General features: G+C 44.1%; 10 protein-coding genes. 8 read left to right on the top strand and 2 right to left on the bottom strand.

All coding sequences use genetic code 11. The features are described 5' to 3' along the window. Positions 1 to 13 precede the first annotated feature (13 nt). On the bottom strand, positions 14 to 1,816 hold the full coding sequence (locus tag ACFOET_RS10890; protein WP_379022489.1) for a TlpA family protein disulfide reductase: 1,803 nt from the start codon (positions 1,814 to 1,816) through the stop codon (positions 14 to 16). A gap of 592 nt (positions 1,817 to 2,408) precedes the next feature. Between ACFOET_RS10890 and ACFOET_RS10885 the strand changes: the two genes are divergently transcribed. The 4 genes from ACFOET_RS10885 (at position 2,409) to ACFOET_RS10870 (ending at position 6,562) form a co-directional block, all read left to right on the top strand. Further along, a complete protein-coding gene (locus tag ACFOET_RS10885) occupies positions 2,409 to 2,993 on the top strand; it encodes a helix-turn-helix domain-containing protein (RefSeq protein ID WP_379022487.1) in 585 nt (194 codons plus the stop codon). Positions 2,994 to 3,641: 648 nt separating this feature from the next. Next, on the top strand, positions 3,642 to 5,276 hold the full coding sequence (locus ACFOET_RS10880; RefSeq protein ID WP_379022485.1) for an Eco57I restriction-modification methylase domain-containing protein: 1,635 nt from the start codon (positions 3,642 to 3,644) through the stop codon (positions 5,274 to 5,276). Positions 5,277 to 5,285: 9 nt separating this feature from the next. After that, positions 5,286 to 6,020, top strand: coding sequence for a PaeR7I family type II restriction endonuclease (locus tag ACFOET_RS10875; protein WP_379022484.1), 735 nt, complete (start codon positions 5,286 to 5,288; stop codon positions 6,018 to 6,020). A gap of 236 nt (positions 6,021 to 6,256) precedes the next feature. Further along, positions 6,257 to 6,562 carry a hypothetical protein gene (locus tag ACFOET_RS10870; protein WP_379022482.1) on the top strand — a complete coding sequence of 102 codons (306 nt, stop codon included), beginning with the start codon at positions 6,257 to 6,259 and terminating at the stop codon, positions 6,560 to 6,562. Between the two features lie 13 nt (positions 6,563 to 6,575). On the opposite strand, the gene ACFOET_RS10865 is transcribed toward ACFOET_RS10870, so the two are convergent. Next, positions 6,576 to 7,298: an FRG domain-containing protein gene (locus ACFOET_RS10865; RefSeq protein ID WP_379022480.1), complete on the bottom strand. Its 723-nt coding sequence runs from the start codon at positions 7,296 to 7,298 to the stop codon at positions 6,576 to 6,578. Positions 7,299 to 7,439: 141 nt separating this feature from the next. Here ACFOET_RS10865 and ACFOET_RS10860 point away from each other — a divergent pair, with 141 nt between their 5' ends. The 4 genes from ACFOET_RS10860 (at position 7,440) to ACFOET_RS10845 (ending at position 16,285) form a co-directional block, all read left to right on the top strand. Then, positions 7,440 to 9,236 carry a hypothetical protein gene (locus ACFOET_RS10860; RefSeq protein ID WP_379022478.1) on the top strand — a complete coding sequence of 599 codons (1,797 nt, stop codon included), beginning with the start codon at positions 7,440 to 7,442 and terminating at the stop codon, positions 9,234 to 9,236. Between the two features lie 74 nt (positions 9,237 to 9,310). Continuing rightward, entirely contained in the window at positions 9,311 to 11,233 is a 1,923-nt protein-coding gene (locus ACFOET_RS10855) for a site-specific DNA-methyltransferase (RefSeq protein ID WP_379022476.1), read from the top strand. A gap of 4 nt (positions 11,234 to 11,237) precedes the next feature. Further along, a complete protein-coding gene (locus ACFOET_RS10850; RefSeq protein WP_379022474.1) occupies positions 11,238 to 13,151 on the top strand; it encodes an ATP-binding protein in 1,914 nt (637 codons plus the stop codon). Between the two features lie 2 nt (positions 13,152 to 13,153). Continuing rightward, on the top strand, positions 13,154 to 16,285 hold the full coding sequence (locus tag ACFOET_RS10845) for a type III restriction-modification system endonuclease (RefSeq protein ID WP_379022472.1): 3,132 nt from the start codon (positions 13,154 to 13,156) through the stop codon (positions 16,283 to 16,285).

Here is a 16,285-nt window from a genome sequence, read left to right as displayed (position 1 = left end):
GGGTTTAAGTGTATTAGTTAGTGTTATCGTTTTCCGAAAGAACAAAACAAGTTTCGCCATTCCTGACTTCCATACGCCCATTCAGGTTCAATAAACTATTGAGATCGGCAAGCATGTATTTACGCTGTACCGATTTGGATGTGCCCAAAGGAACCGTGCGTTCGTAGCAAATGGCATGACGTTGGTACCATTGCTCAGTTGTAACGGATGAAAAATCAGCCATTGAATAGGTATAAGCTGAAGGTTCAGCCACGTCCAGCACAATCTGATGCGGTCTGAGTTTATATAACCGATTTACTGCAATGAGATACAAGTCAAGAATTGTACGATTCCGAAACGACACACGTTCAATTCCCATCAAGCTATCTTGCTCGGTAGCTACATGCGGCCCTACCCCCTCCGTATATCCCGTAATCACAGCATAATGAAATCGACGTCTTGCATTGTTCGGTAATACATTAGATCCCGTTTGTAATGTGACCAGCGGCGCGTTGAAAAACGAAGTAGTTTCCGTTTTTACAGGCCAATTAAGTGGCACGCCACTTCGAAGCTCGTTGATAGTACGCGTAGTAACATGTTTGGTACCGGTAAATGCCCGGACTATGCCTTTCGAATCCACCCATACCACATGAGAAATGTATTGATGGGGAAAATGCTGTTTCAATATCTTATCTTCCACCACAAAAGGCAACCGGGTGTTGCGGGTGTGTTTATTCTTAGGAATAAACGCAGCCACCTGATTTTCCTTTTGCGACGTAATGGCTATGATGTACACATCGCCCCCGAAGTTATCTTGAGCAGCTTCCAATTTAGGAATAGCCGCAATACAACCGCTGCATCCGGTAGATAGAAAATCAAGGAGGATGGTTTTCCCCTTGTATTTGCTAAGCATAAAGGAGGTAATCCCCTCCGGATGGTTTACCACCTGCAACGGCAAATGCCACAGCGCCTCGGGGATGGTATCGCCGATTTGGAGTGGCTTGATGTCTGTTACTGCCGTAGCCGCAGGTCCCGCCTCTTGGGCGGAGACCGGCTGCACGGCATACAAACACATGACCGTCAGAAACAGTGTCGCCATTGCCCCCAAAGCGAGGCCCAGCCCGTAGCGGGCTGGGGCCATCGCATGGGTACAAACACATGATTCTTCGAGATTTCTTCGGAGCTCCGTTTGGTCTTCCTTTGGTCTTGGTTTGGACTCCGTGCTACCTTGGTTTGGTCGGAGGGCATGGAGTGCAATACGAGTTAGCTCGGAGTTAGCACCAAGCACCGAATCTGGTTTCAGGCGGCCTCCGGTATCACGCTGTAGCAATCCATCCTCCGTCGCATTCCCCTCCCTATGCCCCTTTCTCCCGCTATATAGCCGCTTACCCTTCGCTAAAGTGCCGCTTTTTGGGCTTTTTACCGAAGTATATGCGGGACACATGGGGATAGGACCCGAAGGAAGGGTAAGGGAAGGTGGGCGGAAGCATGTCTCCATGTAGGGTTTACCCTTTGGTAAATCCGCGCCCAAACGGCTCCGCATCTTGGTCGGGCCTTCGTGCGGTATTCCGGCAGTCTCGTTCGGGGTTCGCTGCCTAAAAACAGCACTGTGCCCCCTAGCGGAACGCCCCGATACCGCCAGTGTGACCGCAGCAGTCTGGGAGCGGTCTCGAAGCCGTCCCGCACTCCGCCCAATAAGGCGGTTGGTAATCCTGCCGATGGAACCGACGTATATATGTTGGCTAGTTGACTTAGGCCCTGTCGATCGCAATAAGCGAAGGGCAAACAGCCTCAGTAAAGGCCAAAGCATGGCCGTTAAGCGTAAATTTTGCTTCATTCTATTGTTTGATTTAGATGTAAGAATTGGTTATGAATCCGAATCTTACCCAAAGTCAAACAGGAGATTTTACGACGGATCGGTAAAGGTTACTCGTGGAAATCTTCCACGTTTTGGATTCCAAATGACCATCATCCCTCCTATCTTGAATAGGCTGGACGGCTTCAGATTCGATGGTTCTGTTCTCTGGTTTCATTGGCTTTCGTTATCAAACTGATTCCGAAAACCAAGAACAATAAAGAAGGAATTAAAAAGGCCGCCCTTAATGCTTGGACTGCGACGAAGGTGTAGGACCACCACCGTCTTTCGACGGCCGAACACAATCCAAGCAGGGCGACCAAGCCTTACTGCCATACAAAGATAGCAATAAGGCAAAGGTCTTTCCTACTCCTTGTGTTCTGAATGTCCTACTTTTCGTCACAAGATTTTCGGAATGTACTATTTAGTTTCTCTCACAAACTTACTCCATAATAAATTTCTTTGTTCCAGAAACGTTAACTACGGCAAAGTTATACATTATGTATCAAAATAACAACAAAATGTATCAATAAAATGTGATTAAATACTTTTAACAAAGCTTGACATCACAGAAATGCCAAATAAGAAATCGAACACACCAAAAACACTCACACCGTTTGGTAAATATCTAGCAGACCGATCGGTAAACAAATCGGATGTTTGCCGAAAGGTTGGTATCAGCCTAACACGACTAAATAGACTATGCTATGATGAAAAGAGTTTTTTAAGGGCGTACGAGTTACAGCTTATAGCTAAGGCTATTAATGTCGGTCCCTGCAAAATGCAAAACGACTTATTCGGCCACTTAGGATTAAAAGAAGAAATATCTCCGTCCGAAAAAATAATTGCCAATATCACAAATGGGTTAACCGAGAACAAACTGGTTGACAAACATAACCTGACCCTACAGGAGATAAAAAGGATTGCAGCGATACTACCATTTATCGACGCCGGAAAAACAGATGACGAAATCCTAAAACACGTTGGCCTGCAACGCAAATCTCCAAAATTCCAAGTGGCATTAAAGGCTGCTATTGAAGCGGGTTGGCTTACGTTACATCAGCGGCACAAAGAGGGGAATGTCGTCAACACGTACACGACTACTGCTCAAGGAAAAGAAATTGTCAGCGTTGAAGAGGAAACGACCAATGATGATTAACATCTTGGAAAACCCAGGAATGTGAAAACAGTCTTTTATGGCATTCATATCATCGAGGTTGGAAGAAAGCATGAAGGTTGGCCGGAAACAGCTCGGACGACTAATAAAACTGACAGCATTAAAATAAAAGATGTTAGCAAAGATTAAGATGTTAATAAATTTAGTAACAGAATGACAATTTGGAGTTTTATATTTGTTATAAATTAATATCTTATGACGACACTACCCACTTCCAAAATTTCAGCCACACGATATCAACAAAGGTTGCATGGAGAGACTGATCGCATAATATCAGAAGATAAAAACCTTTATAAATTATTAGTAGAATTGTCGCAACAACCGGAGAACATAAGACTTAAAAAGAAAATATTAATGTCTCTACCGGAGGATACATATCCTTATGATAGGCTAATCGTAATTTCGTCCAGCACATGCCCTAACTCATCTTCGATATTTATACATGAAAAATGGGGAAACCGTTATCCAAATAACGATGAAATGACGAACATTAGATTGAAGTATCTGGGAGAGGAAGATTCAAAAAAGACAAAGGAATATACTATTTATGATAAAACATTGAGAAATTAATAACTTCGGCATGAAATCAGACACGAAGGCATATTGTTTGACGACCGACCTATTCAATATATGGCAAGTGTTCGATTAGTATATCCGTCAACTAAAGAAGAAACTCTGGCTTCGGCGCTCGGCGAGGTTTTCACGCGACCAGAGGTCGTTGCTTTTATGCTTGACCTGGGTGGGTATACGATAGACAAACCACTTTATACGTATAGCGTATTGGAGCCTTCCTGTGGCGAGGGAGATTTTGTTATTCCAATCGTAAAGCGTTTACTGCAATGTTATCAGCATCATGTGGGCATTAGCGAACATACCGTCACCGATCTTAAAGATGCGCTTCGAGCCGTCGAACTCAATCGTTTCAATGTCACGCACACTCGCGACAGGGTAATCGACGAGCTCCTCGAGTACGGTGTCGGCCCCGACCAAGCCAGCTATCTGGCAAATCAATGGATCTTAAATCAAGATTTTCTGCTGTGCGAGCTTGACACAAAATTTACGCATGTATTTGGCAACCCTCCTTATGTACGCCTTGAGTCGATCCTCCCTGATCGGTTGGCTGCGTATCGGAAAAGTCATCAAACGATGACGGAGCGCGCTGATTTATACGTTCCATTCATTGAGCGGAGCCTCAGCCTGTTAGCTGAGAATGGCACTCTTACATTTATCTGTGCCGATCGGTGGATAAAAAACAAGTATGGCGCCAGGCTTCGGGCGTTGATCGCGGAGCAATACCACTTACACGCCTATATCAACTTGAGCGAAACACCAGCTTTTAAAAAGGAAGTTGATGCGTACCCCGGTATTTTCGTCATCCAGAATAAAAAACCAAGCTCGACCTGGGTTATAGATAGGTCCCCAGATATAGCCGACTTGCCTACACTCTATACTTCGCTGAATCAATCACGTGAAGTTGAGACCTGTGACCGACGCCGGAGCGATTTTGTGAATGGCGCCGCTCCGTGGATTCTCAATTCCAGGTCGACACAGCAGATAGTCTCGCAAATTGAAAGGAACTTTCCGCTCATTAATGAAGCAGGCTGTACTATTGGTATTGGATCGGCGACGGGAGCGGATCATATTTTTATTGGCAAAAAGGCTGAGCTCGACGTTGAAGATGACCGGCTGATTCCTTTAGTGAAAACAAAGGACTTAGCAACTGGACAAATTCAATGGCCGGGTAATTTTTTAATCAATCCTTATGGCGAAGATGGTTCCTTGGTGAATTTGGAAGAATTTCCGAAATTGAGGAATTACTTCCACCAAAATGAAGAACGGCTTAAGAATAGGTATTGCGCAAAAAAGCAACCGGATAAATGGTATAAGACTCTTGACCGAGTTTATCCCTCCTTGCAGTTCACCCCTAAATTATTGATACCTGATATTAAGCAGGAGTTGTTTACTGTTTTCGATACTGGCGAATTTTACCCACACCATAATCTTTACTATATCGCTACCGACGATTGGGATTTGAGAGCGCTGCAAGCCGTTTTGAGTTCGGATATCCCTAAATTGTTTTTATCTTCGTACGCTGTGAAAATGCGAGGCGGGTATTTGCGCATGCAAGCGCAATACTTACGCCGCCTACGCCTGCCTAAATGGAACGACGTTAATAGTAGCGTTAAACAAAAGCTAATAACCGCGTTTACTACATCGGATAGCCTTTTGGGAAACACGGCGACCAACGAAATGTACGGATTATAAAACTGAACCATGGGATTGAATTTATCGGACTTCGAGCCTCTGACCACCGAAGCGGTGAAAGCTTTTTGGGAAAATCGTTATTCAGCCCGACAAAAGCAGATTGAGCTAGGAATAACGGACAAGGGAGAGCGTGCTGGAGTAACCGGTGGCAAAAACATGGATGGGTTTATTGCGTTAGCCAAAGAAATCGTCATCAAAAACGGCCTTTCTGACGCCGAAATACATTTTACGCAGAAAGTACTGACGCTGCCTGGGTATTTCCGACCTACCAAACTTTGGGACATGCTCGTGGTGCGGGATAATCGGCTAATCGCCGCGTTGGAATTTAAAAGCCATGTCGGACCATCGTTTAGCAACAATTTCAACAATCGAGCAGAGGAAGCGATTGGCACCGCTGTCGATTTATGGACGGCTTATCGCGAGGGTGCATTTGGAACGGCAAACCGTCCCTTCGTGGGCTGGTTGATACTCGTGGAAGACTGTGAATCTGCCCACAAACCTGTAACGGACCGATCACCTCATTTCCCAATATTCCCAGACTTTAAAGATGCTTCCTACATCACTCGCTACGATATTATGTGCAAAAAACTAATGCAGGAGCAATTGTATAATACAGCGACAACTATTATTTCTCCACGCGAAGGAAAAGAAACTGGTGAATATCTGGACCTAAACGAATCGACGGGGATAAAAAGGTTTATCAGGGAGTTTGCTGGACATATCGCGGTAGAGGCAGCGAGGTAGCCAGAATCAGAGTAGCCATCACGGCAGCGTAATTCTCTATAGAATTTTAACAGCATTATAAATCGTCCAGTCCGCAAAATGGACGGCCCGGAATTGCAACGCCGGGTGATTTTTATACCTATTGAATCAACGCGTCTAATGCCGGATCGATTAATGAGAGCAACCAGAGTGTCGCTATGAAAAAACTTTCTTTCTTAATTTAATAAGCTAATATTTTTAGTAGTATATTTGCTTTCGTGATAAGGCAAATTGGAAAGAAGACGGGATCGATACCCAAGGCCGTAAAACAGCTGATGCTTGATGCGTGGAATAAACAGCAGTGGATTTACGACCGGCTTGATGATAAATGGTACACGCCGGAGGAATTTAAAACCAAGTGGTCAGTGCTTGTTACCGATTACAATTTGGGCCGCTTCGTAGCCCGATCGCCGGAGCTTGGCATTGCCGAGTCACTGGAAAACTTGCGCCGCGCACTGGAGCGCGCGGAGGAGTTTCAGAAGAAGTTGGAGGCGTATTATGAGGTGGGGTTGAGGAGGAAATAAAGACTATATAAAGCTACTTCCGAAATCCCTGATATTTCGACGTCAAGTAAGCCCCCAATGCATCTAAGTCTTTGAAAATTGAAAACTTATTAATTCCGCAGTCATTCAATGTTTTATAAATGTTATTAGCGAATACAGGGTCGATCTTAATCTTAGAAAACCTCATATCGTTATCGGAAATCTTGTCGACTTGAATATAGTAACCGCTGTTGTTACCTGTTTGTGGATGCATGGAAAACCATCCCGACTGAGATGTTATGCGATCAACAAGAGAATTCGGTTTCAAAAATTTGACTTCTTTTTGCTCAAATATGTCAATATCGTAATCTCTAATAATTAGATCGGAATTATTAGGAAAAGAACACACTACAACTTCTGGCTCCATGTTATTGGTCGGCGCGCCACTGACAGCAAAGTATAGGGCTGCTAAGGCATTTTCTGTCCAGTCTAATAGCCTTGTAGGTACGCCGTAATGCTGAGCAATAACTAAGTACTCCAAGTCTGTTTTGGGGAGTATTTTTAGATATGGAATCGAATTAGCCTTGAAATCATCAAGAATTCTTCTTTCGGTTTCTAATTTACTGTAGGAAAATAAATGAGGTCTAGCTATACCCGGCAATAATTTAAAATTATCACATTGGCCACGAAATAAATAGATTCGCCGGGTTTCAATCGCGCGTCTTTCAACAGTTGAGATGAACTCGGAAACGCTCTTAATCCTAGATGACGATGGCATATGGTAATTAGCTGTTTTGCAACCACAAATATAGTAGACTATTAATCAATAATTTATAAAATTCAACCTTTTGTAATCTCGAAACCAAGATGTACTTTTGAATACACAATTATAAGACTAAAACTTTTAAGGCCTTTGCGGATGAAAAAAATCGACACAGCCAATATCCTATTGAATGAGAACGCCTACTTCTACAAAGCAAAGAAACGGGTATCCAAAGCCAATGTTCTGACCCTATTTCGAGAAGCACGCGATGATAAGGAAGCAAAGCGGTCCTACGATTCAATAATAAGGCAATCACTGTTTGAGGGCGGTCAAGAAATAGCCAAATATTCACTGGACATTTTTGACTTTGATCAAAAACCCTCGTTCTTGAGAGAAGCACAGGATTTATGGGAAACAAAAACCGCCTTTCTGTTGCTGCTAGAATACCGTGACTATCTTGTTGTATTCAGAAAGAATATATCGGGGGTTAAAACCTTAAAAGCGATAGCAGAGCTCATTGACTATAATGTACTAGCCAACTTCTATATTAATGACAAAAGCAAATTTGAAAAAATAATCTCGAGTTCACTGAATACGGCAGACAATGCAGTCCAAACAAAAACTTCAGAAGCAGTTGATCTACAAGGCGTAATGACAAGATTTGGCGCTAGCAAACAGGTTCTTTCTGCACTTAGGCTCGACAATGAAGGCGATAAAGCGACCGTATCTTTAAACACGTCTCGAGTTAACGCTCTTAAACTGCGACAAGATTTTGATGAAGTCCTGTTTTGGGCAATAAAAATGTGTAATCTTATCACCGCCGCAATCGCAAATAATAAAATGCATCGATTCATAGCGGGTTTTGCAGGACCCATCGATTTCGAAAAAGAAATCAAATCGCTAACTCCCAAATATCTCATGTTCCGATTCAGCCCGCTTTTTGAACAACTTGAAAATGGCCTGATTCAAAGAGTATATCGGCTCGTTGAGAATGAAAAACAAGAGGAAATAAATATAATAGAAGAGATTACCCCTTTCATAAGTCTGATTACTTTAAGCAAGAAAAATGAAGTTCGCTATACCGGAAGCGACGTCACCGTTCATATCAACAAAAAAACGATGACTATCCATTGTGAATCTTTTAAGGATATTTATATTGTTGTTCAAGACAATAGCATTCGGCTTTCGGAATATTTAAACACTCGAAGCGACTATCTAATCACTTTTGAACAGCCAGAGTACGCTTATACCCACCACAAGATTTTCAAAGACCACAAATTATTAAATGATTTAGATGTGTTTTTGGAAACTTTCATACCCGAACCCCTTCTTCAAAATGTCGTCTCAGAGAAAGGTATCGGTTATACTACGACATCCACTACTTTTTCTCCCAACTCGATTTTTGGCGTTATGGACACCGCGTTAGCAAATAAACAATGTGTAATCTGCGACGATATGGGGGTAGAATGGGGAGACTTCATCTCCATACATAACAATGAGATTGCATTTTATCATTGCAAATACAATGACAACGCCCTTTCCGCCTCTGATCTGCAAGAGGTATTCGGCCAAGCGCAAAAGAATTTGGGTTATTTAGAGTTAAATGATGAAATGGTAGAATACCGAAGACGTCGTTGGTCAAGTAAATACCGACTAAACGGCATACAAACTCGGATAAAAAGGATAAGGCGATGTGCGAACCCCGCTAGACCGCTCCCGAGTGTAAAAGAAACTATCTACAAAGCTTCAGCAAGCGGAAACTTAAAAAGAAGTGTATTTGCCGTTATAAACTTTCTTTCCAAAGCAGAGCTCACCGCGTCACTGACCCGACTAAAAAATGGAGAAAGATTTGAAGAGAAAGGTGTGACTTTGCAAATACTCTGGTTTGTAAATGCCGTGCTATCAAGCGCTAATGAAATCGGGGTAGAGTTTCGAGTGATTTGTAGACCATAAAGACCGTCAATTTTTATTAATTTGCCATCCAAATACCCTAAACTTTCGGGGATTAAGCATTCATCGAGGATACTATGAACGAAAAACTTGATTTACAATCACCAAACATCGTTAATGAAAATGTGACGAAAATCGCTGCATTGTTTCCAAATTGTGTGACCGAGTCGGCGGAAGGCCTTGCGGTTGATTTCGACCTACTCAAACAAGAACTAAGCGACTCCGTCGTTGAAGGTACTAAAGAACGGTACCGTCTTGAATGGCCTGGAAAGAAAGAGGCAATTGTAACAGCGAATTTGCCTACGACCAAAACATTGCGCCCGGTGCGCGAAGACTCCTTGGATTTTGACAACACGGAAAATCTCTATATCGAAGGTGATAATTTGGAAGTTCTTAAATTGCTTCAGGAAAGTTACTTGGGCAAGATAAAAATGATTTACATCGATCCTCCTTACAATACAGGAAAAGACTTCGTGTATAAAGATAATTTTGCGAGGGGAAGGCAGGAGGAACTGCTTGAAAGTGGACAAAAGGATGAGTACAACCAACGGTTGGTGGTTAATTCCGAAACCGCAGGTCGGTACCACTCGGATTGGCTGAGTATGATGTATCCGAGGTTGAAGCTAGCGAGGAATCTTTTAAAAGAAGATGGGGTGATTTTTATTTCTATTGATGACAATGAATTGCCAAACCTTCGGAAATTATGTGATGACCCCTCCTTATTTGGGGAGTTGAACTTTGTAGGCCAAATCACTGTTTTAAACAACCCGAAAGGTCGATCCCAAGATAAATATCTAGCTACGTGCCACGAGTATTTGTTAATATATTCAAAAAATATTTTAGAAAAGGGGCGATTGTCTGTATTTAAAAATGACGACGAAATAGCTAAAGATTATCCTTTACGGGACGAAAATGGATCATATCGCGAATTAGAACTTCGTAATACACATAGAGAATTTGGAAAACATAATCGGCCAAACTTATATTACCCTTTTTTTGTAAATGAGAGCGGAAAGGTCAGTCTTACCAAGAAGCTAGATAGCATTGAAATTTTTCCAAAATGGGATGACGGATATGATGGGTGTTGGACTTGGGGAAAAGAAAAATCACAAAATGAAATAAATCTTCTTGTAGCAAGGAAAGTCAAAAGTAACTGGAAAATATATCGTAAAGCATATGCACATGAAAATGGAGAAAACCCGTTAAAACAATTGAAATCAATTTGGACCGATAAAAGGTTTCATACCGAAAAAGGGCAATCAATCTTTAACGAACTTTTTCTGACTAAAGAAAAAATATTTCAAGCACCAAAATCAATTGACCTTCTTCAAACCTTAGTACAGATGTCACAGGATACCAAGGGGATAATCCTTGACTTCTATTCTGGTTCAGCTACTACCGCTCACGCGGTTATGAAACAAAACGCCGAGGAGAAGGATGGCAAACGCAAATATATTATGGTTCAGCTTCCCGAAGCCACGGATGAAAAAAGCGAAGCGTACAAAGCCGGCTACAAAAACATCTGCGAAATAGGCAAACAACGTATCCGCCGAGCTGCCAAAAAAATCAAGGAAAAAACCGGCGCAGATATCGATTACGGGTTCCGGGTATATCGGCTGGATAGCAGCAACATGCAAGATGTATACTACAGACCGCAGGATTACCAGCAAGCCAATCTGGATTTGTTTACCGACAACGTAAAACCGGATCGCACCGCTGATGATCTGTTAGCCCAGGTGATGTTAGACTGGGGCCTGCCACTGAGCCTTAAAATCCAAAGCAAAGATATACAAGGCAAAAAGGTATTTATGGTGGCAGAAAACTCGCTGTATGCCTGCTTTGACAAGGGCATTGATGAAGCCTTTGCCAAAGAGATTGCGAAAGACCACCCATTGCGCATCGTCTTCCGCGATAGTGGCTTTGCCAATGACACTGCTAAATCTAACGTGCGGCAGCTGCTCAAGCAGCTCAGCCCCGAAACGGAAATGAAGGTAATTTAAGGGGATGGAAAGTACGAAGGATCTGATTCAAAAATTAAACATCGCCGATGAGTGTACCACCATCGAAGCAAAAAAAGGGTCTGCTATAGACAGGTCCATCCTGGAAACGGTTTGTGCGTTTGCGAATGAACCAGCGCTGGGCGGTGGCAACATCCTGCTCGGCGTAGAACAAGAAAAAGACTCGCTATTCCCTCAATACGTGGTATCGGGCGTTACTAATCCAGACAAATTACAATTGGATTTGAGCACCCAATGTGCGTCGGTATTCAACCAGCCTGTACGACCTGAGATTTCGGTAGAACAAGTTTCCGGCAACACCGTGCTCAATGTATTCGTTCCGGAACTGCCCGAAGGCCAAAAGCCGGTCTATTTCCGGAATGAGGGCTTGCCGCGAGGCGCATATCGGCGCATTGGCTCTAGCGACCAACGTTGTACAGACGACGACCTCTTTGTGTTTTATAACAAAGAGGATTCGTTGGATGGCAGCGTCGTTAAGGATTCTTCGTGGAACGATGTCAGCGAGGAGGCGATTTCGCTATACCGGAACCTGCGCGCCAAGGTTAATCCATACGCCGAGGAACTGCAATACAATGACACCGACCTTCTACGGGCATTGGGCTGCATGAGGAACGATAATGGCGAAATTAAACTCACCTACGCGGGGCTTCTATTGTTTGGCAGCCGGATAGCGCACCGCAGGTTATTGCCAATGGTACGCGTGGATTACATCCGTGTGCCTGGAAACGATTGGATAGCTGATCCGGATAACCGCTTCGTTACTATCGATATGCGAGGCTCGCTGCTCGAAATGGTACAACGGGTGTTTAGCCAGATTTCGGATGACCTACCGAAGGGTTTCTTGCTGCCCGAGGGTGAACTTCAAGCGGAAAGCATCGGCCTGCCAACCCGGGTGTTACGCGAGGCTATTGTGAACGCGCTTATACACCGTACGTACCGTGAAAACCAACCTATACAGATTATCCGGTATAGCAATCGATTGGAAATCATTAATCCTGGTTTTTCACTGAAGCCGGAGGAGTATTTGGGCGAACCGGGCTCGAAAAACCGGAACCCGCATATCGCCGCGGTCTTTCATGACACGAATCTTGCTGAAACCAAAGGCTCGGGTATACGAACCATGCGCGCCTTGATGCAAAAGGCAAACCTCCTCCCTCCTACCTTCGAGAGTAATCATAGTAGGAATCAATTTACCACGCGTTTACTCTTGCATCATTTCTTAAGTGAGGAGGACGTGAAATGGTTGGCTACCTTTGAGCCATATGACTTAAACGACGACCAAAAGCGGGCATTGATTTTTATAAAAGAAGTGGGTGCGATTGATAATTCGGCCTATAGGCAATTGAATAGCATTGACACATTGAAAGCAAGTGCTGACTTAAGGGATTTAAGAAAAAAAGATATTCTGTACCAAAAGGGGAAGGGAAAGGCCACGTATTATATTCCCGGCATCACATTTGCCCGCTATCAAGAAGACGATGTTGTGCGCAAACCGCTTAACACACCCGCTCTGGAGCTTAAGACACCACCTCCTGCCCTTAACACACCACCTTCCACAGCGCTTAACACACCACCTCCCGAGCTTAACACGCCACCTCTCACTAAGCCTAACACACCACCTGCTGATGAGCTGCCGCCGGATAAGGATATTGAAGAAATCGTCGTAAAGATTGGTGATTTGGGCGAACGGGTTAATGACGCCAATAAAGTAAAAGAACTCATATTGGAAATATGTAAAATACGGCCCTATAAAGCGAGTGAAATAGCTAAGCTATTTAATCGCGAGGAGGACTATTTTAAAAGGAAATATTTATCAAGCATGATTGCAGACAAAACACTAACTTATACATATCCTGAAATGATTAACCACCCGGAACAAGCCTATAAGACGAAGGACTAACAATGAAACTTCAATTCAAAGAACAGGATTTTCAACTGCAAGCCGTGAAAGCGGTGGTAGACTGTTTTGCCGGACAGCCGGTAAAAACGCATAGTTTCTCTTTGGAGCGCAGCCGGGAAATCATGCGCAGGGCGAAGCTGGCCGCTGCAGGAGCACTGGAATTCGGCTACGAGATCGAGGAAGCCATTGGCTACCGCAACGCGGCGCTGCATGTCTCGGAAAGCCAAGTGCTTGAAAACATAATTACGGTGCAACGCCGCCAGGACCTCAATGAGAGCGAGCAAATCGAACGGACGAAAGGCGTGAATATTGGCTACAACCTTACCATCGAAATGGAGACGGGTACGGGAAAGACGTACACCTACATCCGCACCATGTATGAGCTGCATAAGCAGTACGGGTGGAGCAAATTTATAGTCATCGTGCCAAGCATCGCTATCCGTGAGGGCGTGCATAAATCGTTTCAAATTACGCAGGAACATTTCCAGGAAATATACGGGCATAAAATCAATCCCTTTATCTACAACTCAAGTATACCGCAGGATATTGAGAACTTTGCTTCAGACAGCCGAATCAGCGTAATGATCATCAACACCCAGGCGTTTAATGCCAGCGGCGCGGATGCCCGCCGGATCTATCAAGAACTGGATCAGTTCGGTTCTCGGAGGCCGATTGACATCATTGCACAAACCAACCCGATATTGGTCATCGATGAGCCACAGTCAGTCGGCAAACAAGGATCGAAAACCTTAAAGGGCATGGAAGACTTTAAGCCGTTGTTCACACTGCGTTATTCCGCCACCCACGCCGAAGGGGAAGAATACAATAAGATATACCGTCTGGACGCGTTGGATGCGTATAACCGTAAGTTGGTAAAGAAAATTCAGGTAAAAGGCATTAACCTGCGAGGCGCTACGGGAACGACCGGATACCTGTACCTGGAGCAGATAAGCTTGAGTACCACCAAACCACCCTTTGCGGTGATTGAGTTTGAAAAACGGTCGGGAACGAGCGTAAAGAAGGTGCGCCGACAACTGTCTGAGGGCGACAACCTCTATGAGCTTTCCGGCAACATGCCGGCATATAAAAACCATACCATTACCGAGATAAATGGCTATCTGAATAAGGTGGTGATCAATGGGCAGGATATCTACCCCGGCGATATTCTGAACGACAACGATGAATTGGCGTTCCGAAGGGTGCAAATAAGGGAAACCATTCTCTCCCACCTGCAAAAGGAAAAGCAACTTTTTGATAAAGGGATAAAGGTGCTCAGCTTGTTTTTTATTGATTCAGTTGAAAATTACCGGGTATATGATGAACATGGCGAGGAACAACTAGGCGAATATGCACGGATATTTGAGGAGGAATACAACAACGTACGCAGCAATTTTCTGGACCTGTTCCATCAGGAATACAACGAATACCTGAAAGACAGTGATCCGGGCTATGTGCACAAGGGTTATATGCCAACGGGATATACCGAGTATTTGGAACGGGATGATCCACATCGAGTGCACGGCGGATACTTCGCCATCGACAAAAAAGGAAAATCCGTGAATCCGGTGACGAAACGCGGCAGCGACGATTCTGACGACATATCGGCATACGACCTGATCATGAAAGACAAAGAACGACTGCTTAGTTTCGAAGAGCCTACGCGTTTTATATTCTCGCACTCGGCATTGAAAGAAGGATGGGACAACCCCAACGTGTTCCAGATATGTGCACTGAAAAGCGCTGAAGGCGGCAGCCAAACCAGAAGACGACAGGAGGTAGGACGCGGTATGCGCCTATGTGTAGACAAGCGTGGCGTACGCCAAGACTTTGAATTAGTGGGTGAGCAGGTACACGAAATTAATAAATTGACGGTAATTGCGTCGGAAAATTACGAATCGTTTGCCAGGGGGCTTCAGCAAGAAATCGCACTGACACTGAAAGACCGTCCACACAAAGCCGACATCGATTACTTCGTTGGCAAAATGGTGACAAACGCTAACGACGAGACGCTGCGGCTCACCAGAGACGATGCGAATAAACTGAATAAACTATTGTATAAGCATGACATTGTTGACGATGACGACAGGATTACACAGGCCGGAAGGGAACTGATTGAGCGTAATGAGATTTTCGTACCGGAACACCTGGAGCCTTTTAAAGCATCCATTTGCTTACTGCTAAAAGCAGTTTATACCGGTGAACCATTCAAGCCGGAAGATGAGCGGCAAACCGTTACCTTAAACCCCAATGCAAACTTTAACCGCAAGGAGTTCCAGGCGCTGTGGGATAAAATAAACATTAAGACCATCTACGAGGTTCAGTTTGACACGGACAAATTGGTGCAGGATGCCAAAAACCAGATCAACGCTGACCTTCATGTAGCCGACCGCGTATTTGAAGTGAAAACGGGTGAATTGCATGAAGGGACGAAAGAAGAAATGCAAGCGGGGACGCTGCTGAGGGAATCGAATAGAGGGTTCGTGAAGCTCTCAAAAGAGATTCGCTCTGAAGCTACTTACGATATTGTTGGTGAGATTGAAGTATTGACTGACCTGACCCGCCGCACGATTGTGCATATTTTAAAGGCAATCCGGGAGGAAAAGTTCTTATTGGTACGTAAAAATCCGGAAGAGTTTATCGCCAAGTGCGCCAAAATTATTAACAATGTAAAAGCCAGCTTGGTCATTAACAACATTGTATATCATAAAACGGACGAACGGTACGATGCCAAAACGGTGTTTACAAACGACAAAAATGCGCTCCGCAATTCAGCATTGCTCAAAAAGCATATCTACGATTTTTTGACCACAGATTCTAAGGTGGAAGCTGCGTTTGCGCAAGCACTTGAAAACAGTTCGGAGGTAGTAGTGTATGCCAAGTTGCCCAAGAGCTTTTATATAACAACCCCTGTAGCCAAATACAGCCCCGACTGGGCTATCGTTTTTGAAAAGGACCTGGTACGCCACATCTATTTCGTGGCTGAAACGAAAGGTTCCGATTCGGTACTGGACCTTCGCGAAATTGAACAGCTGAAGATTCATTGTGCGGAACAGCATTTCGAAGCTATCAGCGAAGGTGTGGTACGATTTGCAACCGTGAACAGCTACGAACGGATGATGGAAATAGTACGCTAA

Origin of the sequence: Parapedobacter deserti (assembly GCF_042646065.1) — a bacterium.
Lineage (GTDB): Bacteria > Bacteroidota > Bacteroidia > Sphingobacteriales > Sphingobacteriaceae > Parapedobacter > Parapedobacter deserti.
This window is presented reverse-complemented; position numbering and strand designations above follow the sequence as displayed.

Excerpts from the sequence above, each read along its gene's own strand:
- ACFOET_RS10890 (WP_379022489.1), bottom strand. The coding sequence starts at position 1,816 with ATGAAGCAAAATTTACGCTTAACGGCCATGCTTTGGCCTTTACTGAGG.
- ACFOET_RS10845 (WP_379022472.1), top strand. The coding sequence starts at position 13,154 with ATGAAACTTCAATTCAAAGAACAGGATTTTCAACTGCAAGCCGTGAAA.
- ACFOET_RS10860 (WP_379022478.1), top strand. The coding sequence starts at position 7,440 with ATGAAAAAAATCGACACAGCCAATATCCTATTGAATGAGAACGCCTAC.
- ACFOET_RS10850 (WP_379022474.1), top strand. The coding sequence starts at position 11,238 with ATGGAAAGTACGAAGGATCTGATTCAAAAATTAAACATCGCCGATGAG.
- ACFOET_RS10880 (WP_379022485.1), top strand. The coding sequence starts at position 3,642 with ATGGCAAGTGTTCGATTAGTATATCCGTCAACTAAAGAAGAAACTCTG.
- ACFOET_RS10875 (WP_379022484.1), top strand. The coding sequence starts at position 5,286 with ATGGGATTGAATTTATCGGACTTCGAGCCTCTGACCACCGAAGCGGTG.
- ACFOET_RS10855 (WP_379022476.1), top strand. The coding sequence starts at position 9,311 with ATGAACGAAAAACTTGATTTACAATCACCAAACATCGTTAATGAAAAT.
- ACFOET_RS10885 (WP_379022487.1), top strand. The coding sequence starts at position 2,409 with ATGCCAAATAAGAAATCGAACACACCAAAAACACTCACACCGTTTGGT.
- ACFOET_RS10865 (WP_379022480.1), bottom strand. The coding sequence starts at position 7,298 with ATGCCATCGTCATCTAGGATTAAGAGCGTTTCCGAGTTCATCTCAACT.